Origin of the sequence: Amycolatopsis sp. La24, from assembly GCF_029087445.1 — a bacterium.
GTDB lineage: Bacteria > Actinomycetota > Actinomycetes > Mycobacteriales > Pseudonocardiaceae > Amycolatopsis > Amycolatopsis nivea.
In genome coordinates this window covers 80,704-105,438 of the sequence record NZ_JARACH010000029.1, presented here as the reverse complement: position 1 = coordinate 105,438, position 24,735 = coordinate 80,704, and the positions used below count along the sequence as shown (strand labels likewise).

At 70.5% G+C, this 24,735-nt stretch carries 22 protein-coding genes; 7 read left to right on the top strand and 15 right to left on the bottom strand.

The window, feature by feature from the left end:
- Positions 1 to 6 precede the first annotated feature (6 nt).
- The 3 genes from PUT80_RS25895 to PUT80_RS25885 are packed head-to-tail and all read left to right on the top strand — an operon-like array spanning position 7 to position 3,781.
- Positions 7 to 1,401, top strand: a complete 1,395-nt coding sequence (locus PUT80_RS25895; RefSeq protein WP_275293768.1) for a zinc-ribbon domain-containing protein — start codon at positions 7 to 9, stop codon at positions 1,399 to 1,401.
- Positions 1,398 to 2,483: a hypothetical protein gene (locus PUT80_RS25890; protein ID WP_275293767.1), complete on the top strand. Its 1,086-nt coding sequence runs from the start codon at positions 1,398 to 1,400 to the stop codon at positions 2,481 to 2,483. The genes PUT80_RS25895 and PUT80_RS25890 overlap by 4 nt, the downstream gene beginning before the upstream one ends.
- Positions 2,480 to 3,781, top strand: coding sequence for an extracellular solute-binding protein (locus tag PUT80_RS25885; protein ID WP_275293766.1), 1,302 nt, complete (start codon positions 2,480 to 2,482; stop codon positions 3,779 to 3,781). The genes PUT80_RS25890 and PUT80_RS25885 overlap by 4 nt, the downstream gene beginning before the upstream one ends.
- Before the next feature lie 719 nt (positions 3,782 to 4,500).
- Here the strand turns inward: PUT80_RS25885 and PUT80_RS25880 are convergent.
- From PUT80_RS25880 to PUT80_RS25860, 5 genes are all read right to left on the bottom strand, one after another.
- Positions 4,501 to 5,070 (bottom strand): TetR/AcrR family transcriptional regulator, encoded by a 570-nt coding sequence (locus tag PUT80_RS25880; RefSeq protein WP_037818094.1) that lies wholly within the window; start codon positions 5,068 to 5,070, stop codon positions 4,501 to 4,503.
- Positions 5,067 to 6,962, bottom strand: coding sequence for a YhgE/Pip domain-containing protein (locus tag PUT80_RS25875; RefSeq protein ID WP_275293777.1), 1,896 nt, complete (start codon positions 6,960 to 6,962; stop codon positions 5,067 to 5,069). Before PUT80_RS25875 ends, PUT80_RS25880 begins: the two co-directional genes overlap by 4 nt.
- Before the next feature lie 26 nt (positions 6,963 to 6,988).
- On the bottom strand, positions 6,989 to 7,717 hold the full coding sequence (locus tag PUT80_RS25870; protein ID WP_275293776.1) for an ABC transporter ATP-binding protein: 729 nt from the start codon (positions 7,715 to 7,717) through the stop codon (positions 6,989 to 6,991).
- 108 nt (positions 7,718 to 7,825) lie between these two features.
- Complete coding sequence (locus tag PUT80_RS25865) at positions 7,826 to 8,719, bottom strand: GNAT family N-acetyltransferase (RefSeq protein ID WP_275293765.1); 894 nt, start codon at positions 8,717 to 8,719, stop codon at positions 7,826 to 7,828.
- Positions 8,720 to 8,736: 17 nt separating this feature from the next.
- Positions 8,737 to 9,588 carry a class I SAM-dependent methyltransferase gene (locus PUT80_RS25860; RefSeq protein WP_275293764.1) on the bottom strand — a complete coding sequence of 284 codons (852 nt, stop codon included), beginning with the start codon at positions 9,586 to 9,588 and terminating at the stop codon, positions 8,737 to 8,739.
- 345 nt (positions 9,589 to 9,933) lie between these two features.
- On the opposite strand from PUT80_RS25860, the gene rpsA reads away from it, so the two are divergent.
- Complete coding sequence (gene rpsA / locus PUT80_RS25855) at positions 9,934 to 11,427, top strand: 30S ribosomal protein S1 (RefSeq protein ID WP_037818097.1); 1,494 nt, start codon at positions 9,934 to 9,936, stop codon at positions 11,425 to 11,427.
- A gap of 508 nt (positions 11,428 to 11,935) precedes the next feature.
- On the opposite strand, the gene PUT80_RS25850 is transcribed toward rpsA, so the two are convergent.
- On the bottom strand, positions 11,936 to 12,562 hold the full coding sequence (locus PUT80_RS25850; protein WP_037818099.1) for a TetR/AcrR family transcriptional regulator: 627 nt from the start codon (positions 12,560 to 12,562) through the stop codon (positions 11,936 to 11,938).
- Between the two features lie 158 nt (positions 12,563 to 12,720).
- Between PUT80_RS25850 and PUT80_RS25845 the strand changes: the two genes are divergently transcribed.
- A complete protein-coding gene (locus tag PUT80_RS25845; protein WP_037818100.1) occupies positions 12,721 to 13,161 on the top strand; it encodes an OsmC family protein in 441 nt (146 codons plus the stop codon).
- A gap of 278 nt (positions 13,162 to 13,439) precedes the next feature.
- Here PUT80_RS25845 and PUT80_RS25840 read toward each other — a convergent pair whose 3' ends face one another.
- A complete protein-coding gene (locus tag PUT80_RS25840) occupies positions 13,440 to 13,661 on the bottom strand; it encodes a hypothetical protein (protein WP_037818102.1) in 222 nt (73 codons plus the stop codon).
- Positions 13,662 to 13,964: 303 nt separating this feature from the next.
- On the opposite strand from PUT80_RS25840, the gene coaE reads away from it, so the two are divergent.
- Together coaE and thrS are read left to right on the top strand one after the other, a co-directional pair.
- Entirely contained in the window at positions 13,965 to 15,149 is a 1,185-nt protein-coding gene (coaE, locus tag PUT80_RS25835) for a dephospho-CoA kinase (RefSeq protein ID WP_037818103.1), read from the top strand.
- 80 nt (positions 15,150 to 15,229) lie between these two features.
- On the top strand, positions 15,230 to 16,534 hold the full coding sequence (gene thrS / locus PUT80_RS25830; protein WP_275293775.1) for a threonine--tRNA ligase: 1,305 nt from the start codon (positions 15,230 to 15,232) through the stop codon (positions 16,532 to 16,534).
- Here the strand turns inward: thrS and PUT80_RS25825 are convergent.
- From PUT80_RS25825 to PUT80_RS25790, 8 genes are all read right to left on the bottom strand, one after another.
- Entirely contained in the window at positions 16,531 to 17,157 is a 627-nt protein-coding gene (locus PUT80_RS25825; protein ID WP_037818105.1) for a response regulator transcription factor, read from the bottom strand. The genes thrS and PUT80_RS25825 overlap by 4 nt on opposite strands.
- On the bottom strand, positions 17,154 to 18,398 hold the full coding sequence (locus PUT80_RS25820) for a sensor histidine kinase (protein WP_275293763.1): 1,245 nt from the start codon (positions 18,396 to 18,398) through the stop codon (positions 17,154 to 17,156). The genes PUT80_RS25825 and PUT80_RS25820 overlap by 4 nt, the downstream gene beginning before the upstream one ends.
- Before the next feature lie 83 nt (positions 18,399 to 18,481).
- Positions 18,482 to 20,008 (bottom strand): glycosyltransferase family 39 protein, encoded by a 1,527-nt coding sequence (locus PUT80_RS25815; protein ID WP_134729112.1) that lies wholly within the window; start codon positions 20,006 to 20,008, stop codon positions 18,482 to 18,484.
- 86 nt (positions 20,009 to 20,094) lie between these two features.
- Positions 20,095 to 21,609 carry a glycosyltransferase family 39 protein gene (locus tag PUT80_RS25810; protein WP_275293762.1) on the bottom strand — a complete coding sequence of 505 codons (1,515 nt, stop codon included), beginning with the start codon at positions 21,607 to 21,609 and terminating at the stop codon, positions 20,095 to 20,097.
- A 5-nt stretch (positions 21,610 to 21,614) separates the two neighbouring features.
- Complete coding sequence (locus PUT80_RS25805) at positions 21,615 to 22,352, bottom strand: ABC transporter permease (protein ID WP_275293761.1); 738 nt, start codon at positions 22,350 to 22,352, stop codon at positions 21,615 to 21,617.
- A 13-nt stretch (positions 22,353 to 22,365) separates the two neighbouring features.
- Complete coding sequence (locus PUT80_RS25800) at positions 22,366 to 23,271, bottom strand: ABC transporter ATP-binding protein (protein ID WP_275293760.1); 906 nt, start codon at positions 23,269 to 23,271, stop codon at positions 22,366 to 22,368.
- A gap of 71 nt (positions 23,272 to 23,342) precedes the next feature.
- Complete coding sequence (locus PUT80_RS25795; protein ID WP_275293759.1) at positions 23,343 to 24,098, bottom strand: class I SAM-dependent methyltransferase; 756 nt, start codon at positions 24,096 to 24,098, stop codon at positions 23,343 to 23,345.
- 80 nt (positions 24,099 to 24,178) lie between these two features.
- Positions 24,179 to 24,697: a DUF402 domain-containing protein gene (locus PUT80_RS25790; RefSeq protein ID WP_043828546.1), complete on the bottom strand. Its 519-nt coding sequence runs from the start codon at positions 24,695 to 24,697 to the stop codon at positions 24,179 to 24,181.
- Positions 24,698 to 24,735: the final 38 nt, after the last annotated feature.

Sequence of the window (24,735 nt, the reverse complement as noted above, 5' to 3'; positions counted from 1 at the left end):
CGAGGGATGAGCAGGGGTTGGGACGTCGAGGTCCATCAGAACCGCTACCTCGGCGAAGGCGACACCGCGATGCAGGCCGTGGTCACCGTTTCCGCGCGCGACGACGGCGACGCCGCTCTTCGGCCGCCCGGCGCGGAAGTGCTCCTGGTCGACTGCTCGACCTCGATGCGCTACCCGCCGACGAAGATCGCCGCCGCGCGCCGGGCCGCAGCAGCGGCGATTTGGGCCCTCCCGGACGGCGTCGCTTTCGCCGTCGTCCGAGGCACCGAGCGCGCCGACCTGGCGTATCCGGACCCGTTCGGTCTCGCGGTCGCGTCGAACGAAACGCGGGCAGCCGCAGTCGCCGCAGTGGAGCGGTTCGTCGCGGTCGGCGGCACCGCGATGGGCACCTGGCTGGAGTGCGCAAGGCACCTGTTCGCTTCGGTGCCGGACGCAGTGCGCCACGCGATCCTGTTGACCGATGGGAACAACCAGTCGCAATCCCCGGAAGCACTGCGTCGCGAGCTGGACGCCTGCGAAGGCCAATTCGTCTGCGACGCAAGGGGAATCGGCGACGGCTGGCAACGCGCCGAGCTGGTCGAGATCGGCCGGGTGCTGCGCGGTTCCGTCGACTCCGTGGTGCGCGACGAAGACCTGGTCGACGACTTCCGCGCACTGATGGCCGCGGCGCTCGCCAAGGTCATCCCGTCGGCGCGGCTGCGGATCGGCGTCACCGAGCAGACCACGCTCCGGTTCGTGAAACAGGTCTGGCCGAGCGAATACGACCTGACCTCGCGCTGCGTCCCCGACGGCGACCGGAAAACGGTCCTCTCCCTCGGCTCCTGGAGCGCCGGCGAGACCCGGGAATTCCAGCTCGCGGTCGAGGTTTCGGCAGACGCTCCACCGGAATACGGCTCCGACCGGATGCTCGCCTGGGTCGAGGTCGACGGCTCACCGGATTCGGCGGTGCCCGTTCTGGCGCACTGGACCCGCGACCCGGTCGCACCGACACTGGTCGACCCGAAGGTGCGCCGTTACACCATGCACGCCGAGTTGAGCGAGGCACTGGTCAACGCCGACGAGGCCTACGCCGCGGGCGACCACGCCCGAGCGGCGCGGGAATGGGGCCAGGCCGTCGAAATCGCCACGCGGACCGGCAACACGGAGGTGCTGCGCCGGCTCGCCCGGGTAGTCGAAACGGACGGCGACGACGTGCGCCTGCGTCCCGAGGTCACCCGCAGCGAACTGCTCAACCTGCTGGTCTCCACGGTCTCGAACGTCGGCGGCGAACCTCGCGACACCCGCGCCGTGCCCCTTCCGGACGCCGAACCGGCGATCTGCCCGCAGTGCGGAAACCCGAACCCGTCCGACGCGCGATTCTGCGAGGAGTGCGGCGAACGGTTCGACGGAGGTGCCGCGTGACGCTGCGGACGCGGCAAGCACTCGTGCGGATCCGGGCAGTGCTGCTGGCCGGGACCGTGCTCGCGCTGGTCACGTCGTACCTCGCGGTGAGCGGCGTGGTCCGGACAGCCGACCAGATCTCGTCCGCGACCAGCCGGGCGATCCTCGAGGTCGCGGCCGCGCGGGACGCCCTCGTGTCCGCCGACGCCGCCGCCATCGCCAGTTTCGCTTCCGGCGAGGCGAAACTGGCCGGTCCGGGACAGGAGTACGAAAACCGGATGGCGTCGGCGAGCCAAAGCCTCGCGCGCGTCGCGGAGTTCAACCAGGCAGGCGAGCCCGGCACCGGAACCCTGCAAACCGTCGAAGGCCTGGTCGCGTCGTACTCCGGTGCCATGGGCCAAGCGGACGCACACTTCCGGCAACCAGGCGGGGAACTAGTCGGATTAGCCGACCTCTGGTACGCCTCGCTGCTGCTGCACGGCCCCGACAACGTCCTCGACCTGCTGGGCAAACTGCAAAAAGACGAACGCGCCGCCCTGGACACCCAGATCTCCGGCACGAGGATGAGCGCGGGCCCGCTGATCCTCTGGCTCCTGCCGCCGCTCGTCCTGCTCGCCCTGCTGGTGTCGACGCAAGTCTTCCTCCGCCAACGCTTCCGCCGCCGTTTGAACCTGCCTCTGCTGGGCGCGACCGCCCTAGGCCTGGGCGTCATCGCGGGACTGCTGCTGGCCGCCGCCCTCGCCGGACGCCTCGACACCGTGCGCAGCAGCGTGGACGAAGCAGTCGCCGTCCGAGAGAAAAGCATCGAAGCCGCCGACGCCGACGGCCACGCCCGCTTAGCCGCCCTCCTGTACCAACGCTGCGGCCCACCCGGCTGCGGGTCCACTGTGGACGATTTCCGCCGCCAAACCCTGTCCGCCTCGACCGCCGCTCCAGCGCAGAACGCCATCACGTCCGCCGCCCGCGCCGTGACGTCCGCCGGAGCCGCAGCCACCGAATCCGGCGGCCTGCCAGTGCTGGTCCCGGCCGCCCTGATCCTCGCCGGAGCCCTGACTGTCGTCGGCTTGTACCGAAGGATCGACGAATACCGGTACCGCCCATGAACCGTCCACTGTGGAAAAACTTGCTCCTGCTGGCCGCCGCCGCGCTGGTAGCGGCTTCGTCGGCGTGCGGAGTCGCCGCAGGTAGCAACACGCTCCAGGTGATCGGCGTATGGACCGAAGGTGAGGAAGCCGCGTTCAACCAGGTCAAGCAACGCTTCGAAGCGAAGACCGGCATCGAAGTCCACTATCAAGGCACGCGCGCGGTAGAGCAGGTCCTGGCCGCCGACGTTCAGCAAGGCGCCGCCCCCGACATCGCAGTCCTGTCCAGCCCCGGCCTCTTGGCCGACTACGCCCGCCGCCAGGAAATCAAACCCCTCGACTTCCTGGAACCCCAAGCCGAATCCTTCTACGGCAGGCAATGGGTCAACCTGCAACGCCTCGGCACCGGAAAGCTCTACTCCGTCGCGGTGAAGGCCGACCTCAAAAGCGCGATCTGGTACCGCCCGGCAACCCTGCCCGGCCCGAAACCCGCCACCTGGCCGCAGCTGGTAACCCTGGCGAACAGCCAGAACACCCCATGGTGCCTAGGCTTAGCCGCCCCTCCCACCTCGGGCTGGCCAGGCACCGACTGGATCGAGGACATCCTGCTGCACTCCGCGGGCCCGGAGATCTACCGCCAATGGTCCGCCGGAACCCTCCCGTGGACCTCAGACCCAGTACGCAAAGCGTTCCAAGACTGGGGCGCCCTGGCAGTACACCCCGGCGGCATCCAAGGCGGCGCCCCCTCCGCCCTGCTCACCGACTTCCGAGACGCAGCCCGCCCCCTCTTCGCCGACCCGCCAGGCTGCCGAATGGAACACCAGGGCTCGTTCGCGATGGGCAGCTACCAAACCATGCACCTGCACACCCCGGCCGGCCCCCGTCCGCAACCGGGAACCGACTACGACTTCTTCCCGTTCCCCGGCTCCGGCGCGTCGGAGGTTTCGGCAGACCTGGCCGCGATGTTCGCCGACACCCCGCAAGCCCGCCAGTTCCTGGAGTTCCTGGTCTCGCCGGAAGCCCAGCAAATCTGGGCAGGCAACCCCAACGCGACCGCCTTCTCTGCAGGAACCGCCGTCGCGAAGAACGTCTACCGCGACCCAGTGCGCCGCAAGGTCGCCGACACCCTCACCTCAGGAAAACCCGTCTGCTTCGACGCCTCCGACCTGATGCCCAAAACCATGACCGGCGCCTTCTACCGAGCAATCCTCGAATACACCGCAGACCCCACCCAACTGGACCCGCTGCTGACCCGCCTAGAAGACACGAGAAAAAGCATCCCGAACGCAGACTGGCTCAACGTCCCCTGTGGACAGTGAAGCCGTGAGGGGAACCCTCATTGACTCTGATTCCCCCAGGGTGGCCCTCACGACCGTTCGCCGGTCCGTGAAGGGCTCCTTCACGGACGTGGATTCCCTCAAGGAGCCCTTCACGCCCCACCCGCCAGCGCCCCACCCGCCCGCGATGCGCCCCAATGCGGCATTGGGTGCGTCAGACGCAACGAACGCCACATTGGGTGCGTCGCATGCACCCAATGCCACATTGGGGCGCTAGCCCCGCCACGAACGAAACCGCCACCGATGCACCCAACTGTCGGTGCACCCACACCACCCCCGCACCCCGATACGAAGCTCTCCTGCGGTCTGAGGGTGCTTGTCAAGGCATCTTTCCCGCCTTGACAAGCACCCTCAGACCGTCAGCACAATCAAGCTTCGGGGTGCCCCACGCACGCCAGAGCGCAATGTCGCCGCCAGGCGACGAGCCGAGACACCCCGAGGGAGGATTCACCCGCCCCCAAGCCCAGTCAGCGGTACCCCAGTAACCACGACCCCACTTAGCGTGACCCACGCAGGAAGAACCAACCCGGAAGGACCGAGCAATGATCAAACGCCTGTTCCAGACCGTCCTGCGGCACGGATGCTGCTCCGCCTGCACCGGCAAGGGCTGCGGCTGCTGCGCCAACTGCCACTAACCCCCAGGGGCCCGGCACCGAACGCCGGGCCCCACCACGTCGCCCAGGGAAGGTCACCCCCGAGCTTCACCTCTTGACCCCGCGAATCAGCAACATCACCGACCCCAGCACATCCGCCCGATCGCGCGCCGGATGAAAAACCTGCCAATCCAACGCCACCACGAGCATCGTCCCGAACAACCCAGCCGCGGCCGTCGCGATGTCCAGCCCCTCCGGCAACCGCCCAGCCGCGTCCAAGCGCTCCAGCTGCGCCTTCACGACAGCGATCAGCTCTTCCCGCAGCAACGCCAACGTGTCGTGCCACCGCCCCGGCGTATGCCACAACTCGCTGACCACGATCTGCGAAAACCCCGGATACTCCGCGATGAACTCCAGCGTCGTATCCACCTGAGCCTCGATCACCGCCAACGGATCGTCGTCCGACCCGGCAGCCCGCAACCGCCCGGCGAGCAGATCCACGCCGAACCGCAGCAGCGAGTCGACGAGCCCGTCCTTGGACCCGAAGTTGTAGTAAACGGTCCCCTTGGCGACCCCGGCCTCCGCCGCGATGTCGTCCACAGTCAGCCCGACCAGCCCGCGACTGGCCGACAGCCGCAAGGTGGCCTCGAAGAGCTTCCGTTTGGTCGTTTCCCTCACAGGCTCAGCTCGGGCTTGAGCGCCGAGACCGACCACACCCGGTGTTTGCGCGCCGCGAGGGTGGACAGCAGGATCCCGCCGACGAGGTACGCGACCAGCACCCCTACGTCACCGAGGATCTGCAGCGACGCGCCGGAATACAGCAAGTGCCGGAACCCGTCGATGGCATAGCCCATGGGCAGCACGATGTGCAGCGGATAGAGCGCGTCCGGAATGGTCTGCCACGGGAACGTGCCGCCCGCGCTCACCAGCTGCAGCACCAGCAGCACGAGCCCGAGGAACTTGCCGACCGCGCCGAAGAGCGCATTCAGCGCGTGCACGATCGACGTGAAGGCCAGCGACACCAGACAGGCGAAGCCGATCGCGCCCAGCGGATGCGCCACGTGGATGCCGACCAGCCAGGTCACCGCGGCGAACAGCACGATCACCTGCCCCAGCCCCAGCACGGCCGAGGACAGCCAGCCGCCGAGCGCCACTCGCAGCGGTGACGCGCCGGCCGTGAGCGCGCGCGTCGACAACGGGCGGATCAGCAGGAACAGCACGAACGCGCCGATCCAGGTGGCCAGCGAGATGAAGAACGGCGCGAGCCCGGCGCCGTAGGTGCCCGCGGACGCGACGCCGTTCGACGTGACCGCGACCGGGTCGGCGATCGTGTTCGCGGTGGCGGTCCGGGTCGGGTCGTCCGGGTTCGGGATCTGCTTCAGCCCGGCGGCGAGCCCGTCGCGCAGCTTCGCCGAACCGTCGGCGAGCTGGTCGGTGCCGGTGACGGCGGTCTTCTCGCCGTCGTTGAGCTTCGCCGCGCCGTCGCGCAGCTGGTTCGCGCCGTCGGACGCCTGCGCGATCCCGTTGGCCAGCTGCGGCGAGGCCGACGCGAGCTGGTGCGCCCCGTCGGACACCTGCCGGGCGCCGCTGGAGAGCTTCTGCAGGTCGCCGTTGGCGGACTGGATCTTCCCGTTCGCCTGGTTCGCGTCCGTGCGCAGCTTGTCGTAGTCGGCCAGGATCGCGTTCTTGAGATCTTCCGACATCCCGGATTCCTGCAGCTTCGCGGCCAGCTGGCTGCGGTAGCTGTCGATCCGGCCCATCACGTCGGACGAGGCGGACGCGGCCAGCGAGCCCGCGTTCGCCACCTTCTGGTTGCCGTCGGCCACCTGGCCCGCCCCGTCGGCGAGCTTCTGCGTCTGGCTCGGCAGCTGCGCGGTGCTCGATTTGAGCGTGCCCAGCCCGGTCGCGAGACTGCTCGACCCGGTGGCGAGCTGGCCCGCGCCGTCGGACAGTTGATGTTGCCCGGTCTGGAGTTTCGCCGCGCCGTCGGCCAGCTGCTTGGCCCCGTCGGTCGCTTCGGAGATCTTGCCGTAGATGGTGGAGAAGCCGACGAGGAACTTGTCCGCCGCCTCGCTGCCGACCTTCTCCGCGATCGTCTTGCGGACCTGGTCGGCCACCTGTTTCGCGATGGTGCCGGACAGGTAGTTGTTGGCGTCGTTGGTGGTGAGCGTGATGGTCGCCTGCTGCGGCTCGAAATTCCCGGACGACAGCAGCGCCTTCGAGAAGTCGTGCGGGATGCCGATGGCGAACGAGTACTTGTCGTCGCGCACGCCGTCCCGGGCGTCCTTTTCGGACACTTGATGCCACTGGAAGGTGCCGGACTTCACCAGTTCGTCGGTCACCTCGCGGCCGACGTTGCGCTCGGCCCCGCCGGAGTCCTTCGCGCCGGCGTCCTCGGTGAACACCGCGGCGGGCAGCTTGTCGAGGCGGCCGTAGGGGTCGTAGTTCGCGTAGAGGTAGAACGACGCGTACAGCAGCGGCACCATCACGAGCGCGAACATGGCGAGCTTCGGCAGCGTCCCGGTGGACAGTCTGCGCAGCTCGTTGCGCGCGATCCGGAACGCGTTCAGTCCGCCGGCCCGCTTGTGGGGGGTGGTCATGCCCGGTCTCCCTCGGAGTTCTCGGTTTCGGCGGTCAGTTCGGCGGTGTCCGTGAGTTGCTGGGTCTGCTCGGCCTCGGCGGGTTCCGGCGGGGCGTAAAGCCGGACCGGGTCCGGCTGCTCGACCTCGCCGACCTTGGCGGGCGGGAAGGGGAGCGCCGACTCGGGCGTCGTCGCGGCCAGCACGGCCACCGCGAACCCGCGGGCGGCGTGCTCCTTCGCGACCGCGGCCCAGGTCTCGACGTTGCTGGTGTGCCGGTCGGGCGCGTCGAGGACGAGCACGCGCACGCCGTCGCGTTCGGCGGCCAGCGCGGCGAGCAGCCGGATGCGCAGCGCGGGCTCGAGATTCTCGAACCGGCTGTCGGCGTACGGAGCCGCGTCGTGCTGGGAGAGCCAAGCTGTGACAGCATCCTTGCTGGAAGGACGGTGTGCGAGCGCCAGTTCTTCGCCGGCGACGATGCGCAGCGACAAGGCCTCGTCCGGCTCGCTGACTCCCGGCGAGTCCACGACGGCTACGAGCCGCCGCAGGTCGCCCTCGGGTTCGGCGGTCACGGTCCCGGTGGTCGGCTTCAACCGCCCGGCCAGCGCGAGCGCCAGCGCGGTGATGCCGACGCCCGGTTCGCCGTGCACGACGGTGAGGCAGCCCTCCTCGACGGTGAGCGAGGTAGGCGGCAACAAGGGGCCGTGGGGACCCTTCAGGGACACCCGGTCGGCACGGACCTGCACAGGACACACTCCACGGATTTTGAACTGACTAGTCAGTTCAAAAGTTAGACCTGACCTGGCGAGGTCGGCAAGGCGGCTCGCCGGACGTCACACCAAAGAGCGGCGGGCTCAGCGCAAGGCCCACGCTGGGTGTGCCTCCCAGGACGTCCACAGCGGCCGGTAGCCCTGCCGGTGCCAGAACACCGACGACAGGGGATTGGTCGGGTTGTAATAGAGGTAGGTGCCGGTCGCGCCCTGGTTCAGCAGCTCGCGGTGCGCGCGGGCCATCAGCGCGCGGCCGATCCCGCGGCCGCGGCTGCCCGGGGCGGTGACGACGTTGTTCACGTACCCCCAGCGCCCGGTCGGCAGCAGTTCGGCGGCCTCGTTCCCGGGCGCGGATTCCACCCAGTCGCATTGCGCGAGCGCCGCCACTTCGCCGTCGGCCTCGGCGAGCCAGGTCGCCTTCTCGCCGAGCGCGCGGCGCAGCGCCGGGCCGAGCAGCTCCGCGGTCTGCTCGCGTTTCCGGTGCGCGACAAGGCCGGTGTAGTCGAAGGTCGCGGTGCACAGCGCCAGCGCCGCCGGGTAGTCGTCGGGTCCGGCGAGGCGGATCGACGCGTCCGCGGCGGTTTCTTCCGGTGCGACGGCGGGGCGAACCGCCAGTGCGGCCAGCGGAACCAGTCCGTGGTCGAGAAAAGCCCGGATCGCTTCGGCGTCGCGGCTCGGCCAGTTGACCACGCACGCCGAATCGGCGCCCGGCGCTTCAGTGTCCACTTGGGACCGAAGCGCGCCGAGCAGCGCGTCGAACGCTTCGGTGCCCGCGGTTTCCGGATCCGGGAACAGCTGCCACACCTCGGCCGCCGACCAGAGCAGGGGAGCGTCGCCCGGACCGTGCCGGTAGCGCTGGAGCATCGCGGAAACCCGCGTGCCGGACGCCGTCACCGCGCGCAGCCGCTCGCCGCCCGCGAGCGGGACGGGCGGCGGCAGGAGCGGGTCGAGTTCGGCGAATCGGCCTGCGGAGCTCACCGCCGCAGCGTAGCCGGTCAGTCGCGGCGCGTGCGGAAGATCGCGGTGCCGGGGAAGAGCCTGCCGCGCAGCGGGCTCCACTGGCCCCAGGTGCGCGTGTGGCCCGCCGGCCATTCCGGCTCGACGAGGTCCTCCAGCGCGAAGCCCGACGCGGCGAGCGCGCGCACGTAGTCGCCGAGCGTGCGGTGGTATTCGACGTACGTCGCGGTGCCGTCGTCGTCGACCTCGACGTACGGCGTGCGGTCGAAGTACGGCTGGGTCGCGGTGAGCCCCTGCGGGCCGGGATCGTCCGGGAAGATCCACCGCATCGGGTGGGTCACCGAGAACACCCACGGCGCGCCGGGGCGCAGCACCCGGCGCACTTCGCCGAACACGGTCTCCAGCGACGGCACGAAGGGGAGCGCGCCGAACGCGGAGCACGCGATGTCGAAACTCGCCGCCGCGAACGGAAGCCGCTCGGCGTTCGCCTGCACGAGGGGGACCGCCGCGCCGGTGCGGGCGTTCCCTTCGCGGGCGTGCCGGAGCATGCCGCCGGACAGATCGGTGGCGACCGGTTCGGCTCCGGCGGCGGCGAGCCAGCGCGAGCACGCGGCCTGTCCGCAGCCGACCTCGAGCACCCGCTTGCCGCGCACGTCGCCGAGCAGCCGCGCGTCGTCCTCCCGCACGCCCTCCGGGCACCAGACGAAATCGGCGTCGCCGAGGAATCCGCCGTGGGTAGCCTGGTAGTCGTCGGCATCCGCGTCCCACCAGGCCAGATTCGCCGCTTCCGCCTCGTTCCCGGAGACTTCGCGATGGGCGACGCCGACCGTGCCGAGCCGTTCCTCGGCGCTCGCGTGGCGGTCCGCCGGGGCCGCGGCGGGCTCGGGCATGCCGGTCTCCTCTCCCGGGTGCGGCCGGCTGGGCGCGGGGAATGCCCGGACCGGCGGAAACGTTGCGAGGAAGGTACCGGGAGCCGAGGGCGACCCTGATTGTGTCCCCCGGACAGGCCCGCGTACGATACGTGTTAGCGCAGTGGGGTTCGCGCTGCCTGGGTGACTACCCACCGGGGCCGCGCATCGTCAGCGGGTCATGCCGCGGTCGTTCACTGGTGGAACGTTTGGTCGCCGGACGTTTGAGCAGGGTCGTCGCATGCCGGTTGCGAGCCCGCCGCGTGCACTGCCGGTAGCCAACTTCACATCCACCTACGACACCCATCCACCGGAGCAACCCGCCTAATGACCACCGACACCGCCACCGCCCCGACCGCCCCGACCGGGGCCCCGCAGGTCGCCATCAACGACATCGGGTCGGAGGAAGACTTCCTCGCGGCTATCGACAAGACGATCAAGTACTTCAACGATGGGGACATCGTCGAGGGCACCATCGTCAAGGTCGACCGCGACGAGGTCCTGCTCGACATCGGGTACAAGACCGAGGGCGTCATCCCCTCGCGCGAGCTGTCCATCAAGCACGATGTCGACCCGGCCGAGGTTGTCGCCGTCGGCGATGAGGTCGAAGCCCTCGTTCTCCAGAAGGAGGACAAGGAAGGCCGTCTGATCCTGTCCAAGAAGCGCGCGCAGTACGAGCGCGCCTGGGGCACGATCGAGGAGCTCAAGGAGAAGGACGAGCCCGTCAAGGGCACCGTCATCGAGGTCGTCAAGGGCGGCCTCATCCTGGACATCGGCCTGCGCGGCTTCCTGCCCGCGTCGCTGGTCGAGATGCGCCGGGTGCGCGACCTGCAGCCCTACGTGGGCCGCGAGCTCGAGGCGAAGATCATCGAGCTGGACAAGAACCGCAACAACGTGGTCCTGTCCCGCCGCGCCTACCTCGAGCAGACCCAGTCCGAGGTGCGCAGCGAGTTCCTCAACGCGCTCGCCAAGGGCCAGGTCCGCAAGGGCGTCGTGTCCTCCATCGTCAACTTCGGCGCCTTCGTGGACCTGGGCGGCGTCGACGGCCTGGTGCACGTCTCCGAGCTGTCCTGGAAGCACATCGACCACCCGTCCGAGGTCGTCGAGGTCGGCCAGGAGGTCACGGTCGAGGTCCTGGACGTCGACATGGACCGCGAGCGCGTCTCGCTGTCGCTGAAGGCGACCCAGGAAGACCCGTGGCGCCAGTTCGCCCGCACCCACGCGATCGGCCAGATCGTGCCGGGCAAGGTCACCAAGCTGGTTCCGTTCGGTGCGTTCGTGCGCGTCGAAGAGGGCATCGAGGGCCTGGTGCACATCTCCGAGCTGGCCGAGCGCCACGTGGAGATCCCGGAGCAGGTCGTCCAGGTCAACGGCGACGTCATGGTCAAGGTCATCGACATCGACCTCGAGCGCCGCCGCATCTCGCTGTCGCTGAAGCAGGCGAACGAGGGCGTCACGCCGGAGACCGAGTTCGACCCCACCCAGTACGGCATGGCCGCCGAGTACGACGCCGAGGGCAACTACATCTACCCCGAAGGCTTCGACCCGGACACGCAGGAGTGGCAGGAAGGCTTCGACAAGCAGCGCGAGGAGTGGGAGCGGCAGTACGCCGAGGCCCACACGCGCTACGAGGCGCACATGGCCCAGGTCAAGAAGGCCGCCGAGGCCGACGCCGAAGCCGCTGCCGACGCCGCCACCGGCATCGAGGGCGGCGACCAGAGCTACACCTCGTCCGCCCCGGTCGAGGCGAAGAGCGGCGGCACGCTCGCCAGCGACGAGCAGCTCGCGGCCCTGCGCGAGAAGCTGTCGGGCGGCGCGTGAGCGACTGACTCGCTGAGTCTCTGACAAGTTCGGCCCCGGTCCTGGTGGACCGGGGCCGAACTGTTTTTCTGGGTCTTGGGGCTGGCCGCAGTGCTGCGGGGCGGCGTCGGGCCTTGCGGCGAAATCGGCGAATCTCGTGCGCGGCACATCCCGACCGCAGCGCGGGCCCGCGGGCGTAGTCGTGCATCGAAGGCTCGAACACCGGGCCGCGGACGTCGGGCGGAGCTGTTCTCCGTGGCTCGGCGCACCGGGCGCGGGTCAGTTGCGCAAGCCCGAGCCCGTCGAGCGTCGCGTGGGCGCCCGGGCGGTAGGTGGTTCGTGTGCGGATTCGCCGGGCCTGAGAGCCAGTAGTCGCGCGGGCAGAACCGGTCGGTTCTCGCGGCGAACCTCGTGCGCGGCACACCCCGACCGCAGCGAGCCGGGGCGTAGTCGTGCGCCGAAGGCTCGAACATCCAGCCGCGGACGTCGCGCCGAGCCGTTCTCCAAGGCTCGACGCACCGGGCGCGGGTCAGTTGCGCAGCCCGAGCCCGTCGATCGTCGCGTGGACCCCCCGGCGGTAGATGGTTTCGTGCGCGGATTCGTCCGAGCTGAGGAACCAGTCGTCGAGCGGGCTTTGCGAGCGGATCGTCAGCTCGACGCTCACCAGCCCGTGCATCGAGGTCCAGAGCAGGTAGCCGCATTCCTGCGCGACGACGTCCGGCGGGCAGACCCGGTCGATTTTCGCGACGAACTCGGCGAAACTCGTGCGCAGCACTCCCGACCGCAGCGCCGGGTCGGGGTCGTAGTCGTGCACCGAGCGCTCGAACATCAGGCCGTAGCGGGCCGGGCTCTCCAGGGCGAATCGGCGGTAGGCGAGGGCGACCTCGACCAGCTCGGCGATCCCGTCGTCCTGCGGAACGGTGCGCAGTTCCTCGCCCAGCAGGTCGAAAGCCCGTTCGTACAAGGCGTCCAGCAGGCCGGTGCGGCCGCCGAAGCGCGTGTACACCGTGATCGTGGACGCCCCGGCCTGTTCCGCCACCGCGCGCACGGTCAATCCGGCGACGCCTCGTTCGCTGAGGACGGTCAAAGCCGCGTCGAGGAACCGGCCGCGGTTGTGCTGCTCCGCCGGCCGTGTCGAGAGATGCCGGGTGGCCATCTCCCACCCCCTTTTGCCCGTGCTCCGCGGGAAGCGCGTCCGCTTCTCGCAAGCAGAAGATACGATATTCACGGCTTCTTGGGAACGTCGTTCCCGGACCGTCCACAAGCGACCGCCCGGACCGGGCGGGCGGTGCCGAGCAGAAGGAATCCCTCCCCATGACCCAGCCGGAACCCGGCATTGTCGTCGTCACCGATGCCGGGAGCGGCCGCTATGCACAGCGCGTCACGACCGCTGGCCACGAATTCCTCGCCGACGAACCGGAGAGCGTGGGCGGCGCGGACGCCGGTCCCACGCCGTACGACCTGCTGCTGTCCGCGCTCGGCACCTGCACCTCGATGACGCTGCGGATGTACGCCGACCGCAAGGGGATCCCGCTGACCCGCACGACCGTCCGGCTCCGGCACGACCGCGTGCACGCCCGCGACTGCGAACGCTGCGAGACCGAGGTCGGGCTGATCAGCCGGATCACCCGGGAAATCTCCCTGGAAGGCGACCTCGACGACACTCAGCGCGCGCGGCTGCTGGAGATCGCGGACAAATGCCCGGTGCACCGCACGCTGAGCCACGAGATCGCGATCGAAACCCACGCGGTCTGACCCCGACCGGTCCGTGAAGGGCTCCTTGAGGGATTCAGAGTCCCGCGGGGAGTCCTTCACGGACTTCAGCACCAACGCCGAGGACTCAAGCAGAGCCTTGCGGGCGCAGCTGAAGCGTGTCCGCAAGGCTGACGCGGGTGGCGTGAGCGAGGTTCGTCCGTGAGGGCCACCCTGAGGGAATCAGAGTCCCTCAGGGTTCCCCTCACGTACTCGCCGTATTGCGCCGAGGTTGACGTCCTTCGTCGGTACCTCGCGGACCCTGTCGTGAGAGCGGCGGGTCAGGCGCGTTCCAGCGAAACCGAGGGGACCCAAGCACGTTCGAGTGCGGCTTCGCGGGCGCGGCGGCGGAGGCCGGCCAGGCTGTGCTTCGCGGGCACGAGCAGCGCGCTGAACCACGTGCGCCGGTACTCCGCTAGTGCGTCCGAGACCTGGCGATAGGAGACGCAGTGCACCAGACCCGGGGTGCCGAGCCGGTGCTTCCCGACGTGCTTCTCCGCCATTGTTCCTCCGTGTGGGCGACCCTTCCGCCGCGCACGGTACGCACTCGACCCGCGAAAACAGCGCAAGCACGCGGCGTGTCACCCACATCAGTTCGGCTACGCCCGAAAAAGTGCTTGCGTTTGCGCGGAGGGTGTGCGGGTACGTGTGCGATTGCACGTGCAGGGCATCCGGTGTCGCCTGAGCGGGTGACGGCGGGGCTCATTGCGCATCCGGCCGCGAGCGGAGCGACGCCTCGGTGCGGCGAAGTCGTCCGGCCGTGGCGGTGGTCGGATGGCCGACAATCGGCACAGTAGGGTGTGGCCATGCTGCGAGTGGGCCTGACGGGCGGGATCGGTGCTGGGAAGTCGACAGTGGCGAACCGGCTGGCCGAACACGGGGCCGTCGTCATCGACTCCGACCGCATCGCGCGCGAAGTCGTCGAGCCGGGCACGCCCGGGCTGGCCGCGCTGGCCGAGGCGTTCGGCGGGGAAATCCTCGCCGAGGACGGTTCGCTGGACCGTCCCGCGCTCGCCGCGCGCGCGTTCGCGGACGACGAATCGCGCAGGCGGCTGAACTCGATCGTGCATCCGCTGGTCGGGCAGCGCACCGGCGAGCTGATGGCCGCGGCGGCGGACGACGCGGTGGTGGTGCACGACGTGCCGCTGCTCGTGGAGAACGACCTCGCGCCCGCGTATCACCTGGTGCTGGTGGTCGACGCGCCGGTGGAGGTGCGCGTGCGCCGGCTGGTCGAGGTGCGCGGCATGCCCGAGGCCGACGCGCGGGCGCGGATCCGGGCGCAGGCCGCGGAGGAACAGCGGCGCGCCGTCGCGGACGTCTGGCTCGACAACGGCGGCACGCCGGACGTCGTGCTCGCCGAAGTGGACGCGTTGTGGGCGGACCGGCTGGTGCCGTTCGAGGCGAACCTCCGGCTGCGCAAACCGCGTCCGCCCGCCTCGCCGGTGATCTCGCCGTACGACTCGAGCTGGCCGCTGCAGGCCGAACGCCGGCTGGCGCGGCTGCGGCAGATCGCGGGTTCGCGGCTGGTGCGCGCGGACCACATCGGGTCCACCGCGGTGCCGGGCCTGCCCGCCAAGGACGTCCTCGACCTGCAGCTCACGGTGTCCTCTTTGGACGATGCGGACGCGCTCGCCGAGGCGCTCGCCGACGCCGGTTTCCCGCGCCGCGAAGGCGAATGGTGGGACGACCCGCAGGGCGGCGACGGGAAGTGGCTCAAGCGGTTCCACCAGAGCGCCGACCCGAAGCGGCCGGTCAACCTGCACGTCCGGTCCACCGAAACCCCGGCGTGGCGGCTCGCGCTGCTGTTCCGCGACTGGATCCGCGCGCACCCGGACGAGCGCGACAGCTACGCCCAGGTGAAGGAAGAACTGGCGCGCAAGCACTCCGCGGACGGCACGGTCGAGCAGTACGCGGAAGAGAAGCAGGGCTGGGTCAACGAGGCGTTCGTGCGCGCGGAGAAGTGGGCCGGGCAAAGCGGCTGGAAGCCCTGAGCCGGAAAACCGGATGCGGATCCGCCGGGTGCGGGTTACCGTTCGCGGCATGAAGCGCGCCCAGTCCACGACGACGCCGGATCCCGTCCCGGCGCGCTGAACACTGCCATTCGAGCCCGGGGCGAGCGCCCCGGGCTTCGTCGTGCGCTCGCCTCGCCTTCCGTGAGGAGACCGCCATGCCCGACCACCGCAAACTCGGCCGCGAACTCGGCCTGTTCGGCAGCGACCCGCTGATCGGGGCGGGACTGCCGTATCTGCTGCCCGACGGCGCCGCCGTGCGGCACGTGCTGGAGGAGTACGTCCGCGAGATCGAACGCCGGGCCGGCTACCGGCACGTGGCGTCGCCGGTGCTGGGGAAACGCGAGCTGTACGAGCTTTCCGGCCACTGGGCGCATTACCGCGACGACATGTTCCCGCCGATGGATGTCGGCGGCGAGCAGGTAGTGCTGCGGCCGAGCCTGTGCCCGCACCACGCGCTGATCTACCGTTCCCGCGCCCGCAGCCACCGCGAACTGCCGCTGCGGCTGGCCGAACTCGGCGGGATGTATCGCGCCGAACTGTCCGGCGTCCTCGGCGGGCTCAGCCGGGTGCGGGCGATCCAGTTGAACGACGCGCACATTTTCTGCCTTCCCGAGCAGGTCGGCGCGGAGGTGCGGGATGCGCTCGCGCTGATTCGCCGCGTGTACCGGGATCTTGGCTTGAAACCCGCGCGCTATCGCCTTTCCTTGCCGGACAACCGCGGCAAGTACGCCGGTGCGGCCGAGGCGTGGGAGCAGGCGGCCGAGGTGCTCGTCGACGCGCTCGACGGCATCGAGTACGAACGCGGTCCGGGCGAGGCCGCGTTCTACGGCCCGAAGATCGACATCCAGATCGCCGACAGTTCCGGCCGCGAATCGACCCTGTCCACCGTGCAGGTCGACCTGCACCAGCCGGAGCAGTTCGGGCTCGAATACGTCGGCCCGGACGGCCGCGCGCACCGGCCGGTACTGGTGCACCGCGCGGTGCTCGGCAGCCTGGAACGCGTGCTGGCACAACTGATCGAGGAACACGGCGGCGCGTTCCCGCCGTGGCTGGCACCGGTGCAAGTGGCGGTGCTTCCGGTTGGCGACGCGGAACTTGCGGCGGCCGAAGCGGTCGCGGAGGAGGCGATGGACTCCGGGTTGCGCGCCGAGGTCGTTCCGGCGGACCGGGGGAGCCTGGGCGCGCGGATCCGTGACCGGCGGCTGGTGCCGTACCAGGCGGTGCTCGGCCCGCGGGAGGCTGCGGAGGGGCTGATCGCGCCTCGGCTCCGGGACGGCCGGAAGCTGGATCCGTTGCCGGGCAAGGAGTTCGTGGCGGCGGTGGTGGCCCAGGTGGCGTCCCGCAGCAGCGACCTGTGGGGCTAGGACCCGATCAACCCGCGCTCGAAAGCCACCGCCACCGCGGCCGCCCGGTCCTTCACGCCGAGCTTCGCGTACGCGTGCAGCAGGTGCGTCTTCACCGTCGCCTCGCTGATGAACAGCTTCTTCGCCGCTTCCTTGTTCGTCGACCCGCGCGCGACGAGGTTCAGCACCTCGATTTCCCGCTGCGACAACGGTTCCTGGGCCGGTGCGCGCATCTGGCCCATGATCCGGCTCGCGACCGCGGGGGAGAGGACTGCCTCGCCGCGGGCGGCGGCGCGGACGGCGCGGAACAGTTCCTCGCGCGGCGAATCCTTCAGCAGGTAGCCGGTCGCGCCCGCTTCGATCGCGGGCAGCACGTCGGAATCCGTGTCGTACGTGGTCAGCACGAGCACGCGCGCCGGGTTGCCGAGGCGGGCGAGTTCGGTGATCGCGGCGACGCCGTCGGTTCCGGGCATCCGCAGATCCATCAGCACGACGTCCGGGCGAAGGGCCTCGGCGAGCGTGACCGCCTCGGCTCCGTGCGCGGCCTCGCCCAGCACCTCGAAGCCGCGCTCGCCGGTGAAGATGCCGCGCAGCCCGTCCCGGACGATCGGGTGGTCGTCGGCGATGAGCAGCGTGATGGTCATGAGGCCCCCTCGGTCGGATCCAGTGTCGCAGCCGGGATCGCGGGCAGGCGCGCCGAGATCGCGGTGCCGCCGCCCGGTTCGGACTCGACGTGCAGGGTGCCGGCGAGGCGTTCGGCGCGCCGCCGCATGCCGGGCAGGCCGTGCCCGCCTTCCGCCGAGGGCGGCGCGGGCGGGTGCGCGGGATCGAAGCCCACGCCGTCGTCGCGCGCGTCGAGAGTCACCTCGTCGCCCATGTACGACAGGGTGATCCCGGCTCGGCTGGCCCGCGCGTGTTTGGCCACATTGGACAGTGCTTCCTGGGTGATCCGCAGCAGGCTGGCTTCCAGCTCCGGATGCAGCGGGACGGCGGTCCCGGTGGTCGAGAATTCCGCGGGCACGCCGGTGCGTTCGCTCCACAGCCGCGCGACCTCGGCCAGCGCTTCGGGCAGCGTCGCGGTTTCGAGCGGTTCCGGGCGCAGCGCGGCGACCGAACGCCGGGCCGCGGTGAGGTTTTCCCGGGCGAGCTGGGTGGCCGCGGCGAGGTGGCGTTCCCATTCGGCCGTGTCGCCGCGGGCTTGGGCGGCGGCTTCGAGCTGGGTGATGATCCCGGTGAATCCCTGTGCGAGCGTGTCGTGGATTTCCTGGCTCAGCCGCTGCCGCTCGTCGAGCACGCCCGCTTCGCGCGCCTGCGTGAGCAGTTGCCGCTGCAGCCCGCGGTTCTCCGCCTCGGCCGCAGCCAGCTGGTCGAGCATCCGCTTGCGTTCGGCGTTCTGCCTGCCCACGGCGGCGAAGACCGCGCCGCCGCCGCTGATCGCCGCGGTCTGCACGGTCACCAGCGCGATCCAGATCCCCGGCGAGTCCGACAGCGCGTGGATCGGCCCGCCGAGCGTCATGGTGTTGATCAGCAGCGACGTGACGCCGATGCCGAGCACGGCCAGCACCATCGGCTTCATCCGCATGGCGGCGAAGAACGCGTAGATCATGAAGATGACGAAGTACGTTTCGCGCGCTTCGAGGATCGCGCCGAACGTGACGACCCCGGCGAACGCCACCGCGGCGGTCACCGGGTGATCGCGGAGCTTCGGGCTGAGCACGACGGTCGTCAGCAGCAGCCAGACCGCGGCGCCGGCGGCGATCAGCAGGGTGACCGTCCGGTAGTCGCTCGTCCGGTCGCTGCCCAGCACGGTGAGCAGGACGGAGACCGCCAGCAGGAGCCACGCGAGCACGGTCTCGGCCTGGCTGAACCACCGGTGCCACCGCACCGGCGTCCTTTCTTTCCACCCCACCGCCGGAGGCGTCAGCGAGCCCCGCCAGTCGAGTTTGACCCCCCGGAGGTCTTCGAGCCTCACGCCTTGAGGTCCTTCAGCTGCGGCCAGATCCCGGCCCAGGAGCCGATCCGGCCCTCGAGCAGCCAGATCGGCATGTGCCGGCTGGAATTCGGGACGCCGAGCCGGTTGTCGACCTCGCCGACGACGCGCGCGGACCGGAAGTGCGCGGCCAGCTTCGCCGGTTCGCGGCCGACGAACAGCACGGTGTCGGCGTTGTCGTTCGGGCGGCCGAAGTACCAGAATCCGCGGCTCGCGCTGTATGCCTCGGGCAAGCCCTGCTCGGGCCCGTAGCGGCCGAGCGCGCCGGCTTGCCAGTACCCGCCGGTGACGAGCGCGGTCCGGGTCCGTTCCTCCGGCGGCAGCGCGCGGTACTGCTTGGCGACGGACGCGGCCAGGTCCGGCCAGCCGTATTCCTCCATCGCGTACGCCGGGCGCGGCGCGGTCGGATGCTCGACCAGCCACTGCTCGGGCCACACCGGGAGCGCGTAGGGCAGGCTGTAGAGCGCGGAGAGGACGAACAGCGGCCACGTCGGAACCCAGCGCCACCACAACGCGGGCCGCCGGTCCTGCAGGTGCACCGCGGCGGCTGCCCACAGGATGCCGAAAGTGCCCGCGGCGTAATAGAACCGGCCGTTGCCGATCAGGAAGATCGCGAAGACGCCGAGCGCGGTCCAGCCGAGGAACCGGTACGCGCGCAGCCGGGCGCTGCCGAGCAGCACAGCCAGCCCGTACAGCACGCCCAGCGCGCCGATGACCAGACCGGCTCCGGCGAGCAGCGCGGGCACGAACATCGCCCGGCCGCCCGCTTCCTCGACCTCGCGCGAGACCGCGTCGCCCATGCCCAGCTGCGGCCAGCCGTTCGCGGCTTGCCACAGCAAGGTCGGCACGCACGCGACCGCGGCGATCGCCGCGCCGGCCCACAGTTTGGGGCGGCGCAACAGGTCCCGCGGCCCGAACACGAGCGCGGTGATCGCGGTGACCGCCCAGAACCCGCCGATCAGGAACTTCACGTTCAGCCCGACCGCCGTCGCGACGCCGAGCCACAGCAGCAGGTTGTCGTCGCGGGTGCGGATCCAGCGCACCAGCAGCCACAGCACGATCGTCCACAGCAGCGGGTCCACAGTGGACGTCGCGAGGTAGTGGCCGCTGCCGACGAACTGCCCGCAGATCGCGTACGCCGCGGCGGCGCGGGTCTGCGCCTTGCGTTCGCCGCCCATTTCGCGGGCGATGAGCGCGGTGAACACCACGCCCGCGGCGGTCGCCAGGATCGCCGGGATCCGGAACACGACGAGCGAGCCCGGCGCGACCGTGTTCGCCAGCCAGGCGAGGAACGGCAGCACGGGCGGCTGGTCCGCGTAGCCCCACGCGAGGTGCTTGCCCGCGGCGAGGAAGTACAGCTCGTCGCCGAAGTAGCCGTAGCGGCCGGCGGTGGCGAGGAGTACGGCGGCGGTCCCCGCGGCGAGCAGGAAGACCGGCCGCCGGGCGAACCCGGCGAGCGCGCGGCCGGGCGTGCTCGGTGCGGTGGCCGTGGTCACGGCATCCATCCTGCTCCCTGTCGGCGAATCGGGGGGCTGGCCTCGCCCGCACCCTACGGGCGAGGCCGTCCGCCGTCCCACTGCGGGTCCGCCGGTCAAGTCCCGGTGTTCGCCAGCTCGGGCCAGATTTCCGCCCACGGCCGCAGCCGCGCCGTGGCCAGCCACATCGGGGTGCCGTCGAGCACACTCGGCTTCGCGGTCCCGGTCGTGACCGTGCCGACCGGCTCGAGGTGGGCGAAGCGCCCGAGCAACGGCCGGGGATCGGCCCCGACGAACAGGACGTCGCGCGCCGAATCGGGCGGGACGGCCAATGTCGCATACCCGCGGTTCGGGCTGGTCGGCTCGGGCAGGCCCAGGTCGGGGCCGTAGCGGTCGAGCGCGCTCGCCGTCCAGTAGGTCTCGCCGACGATCGCGGTGTGTGCCGGGTCGGGCACGCCGCGGAACGCCTTGGCGACCGACTGCGCGGCTTCCGGCCAGCCGACCTCACCGAAGGAGAAGGCGGGCGTCGGCAGCGACGGGTTCTTCTCGACCCAGGAGTGCGGCCAGACCGGCAGCGCGGCGGGCAGCATCAGCAGCGCGGAAAGCACGAAGACCGGCCACGTCGGGATCCAGCGCCACCACCGCGACGCCTGCCCGTTCTCGAGCTCCACCGCCGCGACCGCCCAGCACGGCGCGAACATACCCGCGATGTAGTACGAACGGCCGTTCACCGCGATGAACACCACCGCCAGCGCGAGCGTCGTCCAGGCGAGGAAACGATAGGAGCGGAACCGCGGCGAACGCAGCAGCCGCCACAGGCCGTAGCCGAGCAGCACGAGCCCGATCGGGACGCCGGCGAGCAGCAGCACCTGCGGGATCCAGGTCAGCCGCCCGCCCCAGGACTGGCCGACCTCATGCGAGATCGCCGCGCCCATGCCCAGCTGCGGCCAGCCGTGCTGGGCCTGCCACACGAGCGTCGGTACCAGCGCCAGCGCGGCGATCGCCGCCCCGGCCCACAGCAGCGGGCGGCGCAGCAGGTCGCGCGGGCCGCAGATCAGCAACGCGATCCCGGCGACGATCCAGAAGCCGCCAATCAGGAACTTCACGTACAACGCGAACGCGGTGACGATCCCGGCCCACAGCAGCAGGCCGTCGCGCCGCGTGCGGATCCAGCGGACGAGCAGCCAGAGCAGGACGGTCCAGAGGAACGGGTCGAGCGTCGAGGTCGCCAGGTAGTGGCCGCTGGCGACGAACTGGGTGCAGGCGGCGAAGGTCGCGGCGGTGATCGCCTGCGCGCGGGTGCGCCCGCCGAGTTCGCGGGCGATGAGCGCGGCGAACACGACGCCGGCGAGCATCGCCAGCATCGCCGGGAGCCGCAGGACGAACAGCGAATCCGGCGCGATCGCGTCCATCGCGCGGGCGAGCAGCGGCAGCAGCGGCGGCTGGTCCACGTAGCCCCAGGCCAGATGCCGTCCGGCGGCGAGGAAGTACAGTTCGTCGCCGAAGTAGCCGTAGTTGTTCGCGGTGAGCGCCATCGGCACCGCCATCAGGGCGGCGATGCCGAACACCGGTATCCGGGCGAACGGCGCGACCGAGCGGGCTGTCGTGGCTTCTTCCTGTGTCGTGGTCATCGCGCTCACTCCCAGCGGAAGAATCGGGCGGCGAGCGTCGAGCACACGATGGCGAACACCGCGAGGGCCACCATCGGCAGCAAGTGCGGTGCGTGTCCGGCGGCGGTGTCGCGGAGGCTGCCGAGCGTCGCCCCGAGCGGCAGGACGTCAGCGATGTGCTGCAGCACCGGGGACAGTTGCTCCTTCGGCACCCAGACGCCGCCGAGCGCGAGCATCGGGAAGAACACCGCCGCGCCGATCCCGTTCGCCGCGCGGGCGCTCGGGACGAACGCGGCGAGCAGCGTGCCCATCGAGAACAGCGACACCGCGCCGAGCAGCGTGACCGCGAGGAAGCCGCCCGGATTCTTCGGCAGGGCCATGCCGAGCGCGATCGTGCCCACCCCCACGACGAGCACGATCGCGACCACGGCGCTGGCGAGGTTCACCAGCAGTTGCGCGGCGAGCAGCCGCGACGGCGGCATCGGGCTGGCGGCCAGCCGCTTCAGCACCCCCTTCTCCCGGTGCGAGGCCATCGCGGCCGGCAGCATGTACACCGCGAGCATGCCGAGCAGGAGCGCCACCGCCATCGGCGCGATCACCGTGGCCAGCGGCGACTCGCCGCCGTACTGGGCGCTCGGCTCGCGCGACCCCGGCATCAGCCCGAACACCAGCAGCAGCGCCAGCGGGATCCCGAGCACCGCGGCGGGCGCGCCCGGGTCGCGGAGGAAGATCTTCGCCTCGGCGACGGTCAGCTTCGAGAGCATTTCCAGGTCCCCCTCAGTCCAGTTTCCGGCCGGTCAGCGCGACGAACGCGTCGTCGAGGCTGGCCTGCTCCACCCGCAGATCCCCCGCGACGACGCCGGTGCGGGCGAGGAACGACGTCACCGCCTGCAGTGCGCCGTCGCCTCCGGTCACCACGAGGTGCGCGCCGTTCCGCTCGACCTTCCGCACGCTCGGCAGCCCGGTCAGCGCCTGCGGGTCCACCGGCGCGGACGGGCGGAACCGGATGCGCTGCTCCCCGCCGACCCGGCCGACCAGCCCCGCCGGGCTGTCGGTCGCGACGACGCGCCCGGCGTCGATCACCGCGATCCGGTCGCACAGCCGTTCCGCCTCCTCCATGAAGTGCGTGACGAGCACGACCGTCACGCCTTCCGCGCGGACGGCTTCGACGAGGTCCCAGGTGTCGCGGCGGGCCTGCGGGTCGAGACCGGTGGTCAGTTCGTCGAGCACCACCACCTCGGGGCTGCCGACCAGCGCGAGCGCGATCGACACGCGCTGCTGCTGGCCGCCGGAAAGCTTGCGGTAGAAGGTGTTCCGCTGTTCGGTGAGCCCGAGCAGGCCCATCAGCCGCGCCGGATCGGCCGGCGTGCGGTACATCGCGGCGAACAGGTCGAGCACCTCGCGGACGCGCAGCCGGTCGGGCAGCCGGCTTTCCTGCAACTGGACGCCGAGGCGCTGGCGCAGTTCGCGGACGTCGCGCCGCGGGTCGAGCCCGAGCACCGAAACGGTGCCGCCGTCGGGGAAGCGCAGGCCCTCGACGCATTCCACCGTGGTGGTCTTGCCCGCGCCGTTGGGGCCGAGGATCCCGAAGATCTCGCCCTGTTCGACGGTGAACGAAACGTCTTCCACGGCGGTCTTCTCGCGATAGCGTTTATGGAGGTTCCGCACCTCGATGACCGGCATTGCCTGGGAGTCCCCTCTCGAATCGCAGCGGTTGCTGCCTTCGAGAATCCCGGCCGGAGCGGCCGATCGGATCAGCGGAACGGCGCGACTTCCGGTCCACCGGCTGTCCGCCGCGCATCCACCGATCGGTGGATGCGGAAGTAGATCATCGGGTTGTCGCGCCCGGTGTGCACGGCGCTGTCGACGCCGAGTTCGCGCCTGAGTTCGGTGAGGCAAGCGTACGCGTGTTTCGCGCGGGCGCGTGCCGCGGTGAAGTACGGGGTCTGCGTTTTTTCCAGCCAGCGCACCACTTCGGTGCCTTCGGTGAACGGCAGCGGGGTGGCGCGGTGGAACACGTCGTGCACGCTCACCGCGGCGTCGATCTTCGGGAAGACGTCGGAGAGGTACCACCTCGCGAAGCGCGCGCCGTGGTCGGCGTCGATGAAGAGATAGTCCACATCGGACAGCACCGCGCCGGCGAGGGTGCGCGCGTCGCCCTGGCGGAACTCCCAGCGGCCCTTCGCCAGCGCGTGCGGAACGGTCTTGGTGGCGTTGCCGATGAGGTCGATCGTGGTCAGCTTGCCGGTGCCGTTGTCCGCGAGCGCGCGCAGGATCCAGCTCGTCGACCACCCGTGGAGCGAACCGATCTCCACGACTTTCTCCGGGCGCAGGTGCCGCAGGAGCAGGTAGGTGATCTCCGCCTCGACGTCGTCCAGTTGCATCTTCATCTCCGGATGCGCATTGCGGTGCGCCCGCTGAGCGTCCTTCGCGGCGCGCAACGCTTCGGTGTGTTCGCGATACAACGAGCGGACGAGGTCGAGCGTCACCTGGTGTGCGGTTCGTTCCATGCCGCTGATGGTGGCCGGGCGAGCCGCCCCGGGTAATCCGGCTGACCGCCGAGCGGGGGAGGGGAATCCCCCGTTCCCGGTTAGGGATGCCTGCGCCAGCCGAGCGTCATGTCCTTTGTGGACAGCCAGGCGGCGAGGTCGTATCCGTGCGCGGCGAGGCCCTCGACGGCGGCGTAGGCGACTTCGAGCGCGTACTCGCCGTCTTGCTGCGAGAGCAGGTTCCCGGCGACGGCGGCGAGCAGTTCGTCGGTGTCGATCACCCGGACCGAGATCTTGTCCTTGAGCACGAGGTCGAGGTAGAGGTCGGTGGCGACCCAGCGCGGGCCGTCGCGGTGCACGCGCACGACGTCGAGGTAGAAGTCCTGGTCGCGTTCGTGGCCGGGGCTGAACCAGAAGTCGGTGATCCGCAGCCCGAGTCCCGGCAGCAGCCAGGACTCGAGGTAGTGGAACTGCGCCCGCCCCGGCGCCGGGCGCGCCAGGTACAGGCCGAACGGCTCCTCGCGGAACTCCTCCACGTCGCGGCGGATGCCCTTGTTGTCGATGTTCACGCGGGCGGCCGGGTCGAACGTCTCGACCTTGGGCGGGTGCAGATCGGTCATCCGCCCATCCTGCCTTGCCCGCGCCCTTCGCGAGAATC

Coding starts and splice junctions, on each gene's coding strand:
- PUT80_RS25895 (WP_275293768.1), top strand. CDS start 7: ATGAGCAGGGGTTGGGACGTCGAGGTCCATCAGAACCGCTACCTCGGC.
- PUT80_RS25885 (WP_275293766.1), top strand. CDS start 2,480: ATGAACCGTCCACTGTGGAAAAACTTGCTCCTGCTGGCCGCCGCCGCG.
- PUT80_RS25860 (WP_275293764.1), bottom strand. CDS start 9,588: ATGCCCGAGCCCGCCGCGGCCCCGGCGGACCGCCACGCGAGCGCCGAG.
- rpsA (WP_037818097.1), top strand. CDS start 9,934: ATGACCACCGACACCGCCACCGCCCCGACCGCCCCGACCGGGGCCCCG.
- PUT80_RS25850 (WP_037818099.1), bottom strand. CDS start 12,562: ATGGCCACCCGGCATCTCTCGACACGGCCGGCGGAGCAGCACAACCGC.
- PUT80_RS25845 (WP_037818100.1), top strand. CDS start 12,721: ATGACCCAGCCGGAACCCGGCATTGTCGTCGTCACCGATGCCGGGAGC.
- PUT80_RS25840 (WP_037818102.1), bottom strand. CDS start 13,661: ATGGCGGAGAAGCACGTCGGGAAGCACCGGCTCGGCACCCCGGGTCTG.
- coaE (WP_037818103.1), top strand. CDS start 13,965: ATGCTGCGAGTGGGCCTGACGGGCGGGATCGGTGCTGGGAAGTCGACA.
- PUT80_RS25825 (WP_037818105.1), bottom strand. CDS start 17,157: ATGACCATCACGCTGCTCATCGCCGACGACCACCCGATCGTCCGGGAC.
- PUT80_RS25815 (WP_134729112.1), bottom strand. CDS start 20,008: ATGGATGCCGTGACCACGGCCACCGCACCGAGCACGCCCGGCCGCGCG.
- PUT80_RS25810 (WP_275293762.1), bottom strand. CDS start 21,609: ATGACCACGACACAGGAAGAAGCCACGACAGCCCGCTCGGTCGCGCCG.
- PUT80_RS25805 (WP_275293761.1), bottom strand. CDS start 22,352: ATGCTCTCGAAGCTGACCGTCGCCGAGGCGAAGATCTTCCTCCGCGAC.
- PUT80_RS25800 (WP_275293760.1), bottom strand. CDS start 23,271: ATGCCGGTCATCGAGGTGCGGAACCTCCATAAACGCTATCGCGAGAAG.
- PUT80_RS25795 (WP_275293759.1), bottom strand. CDS start 24,098: ATGGAACGAACCGCACACCAGGTGACGCTCGACCTCGTCCGCTCGTTG.
- PUT80_RS25790 (WP_043828546.1), bottom strand. CDS start 24,697: ATGACCGATCTGCACCCGCCCAAGGTCGAGACGTTCGACCCGGCCGCC.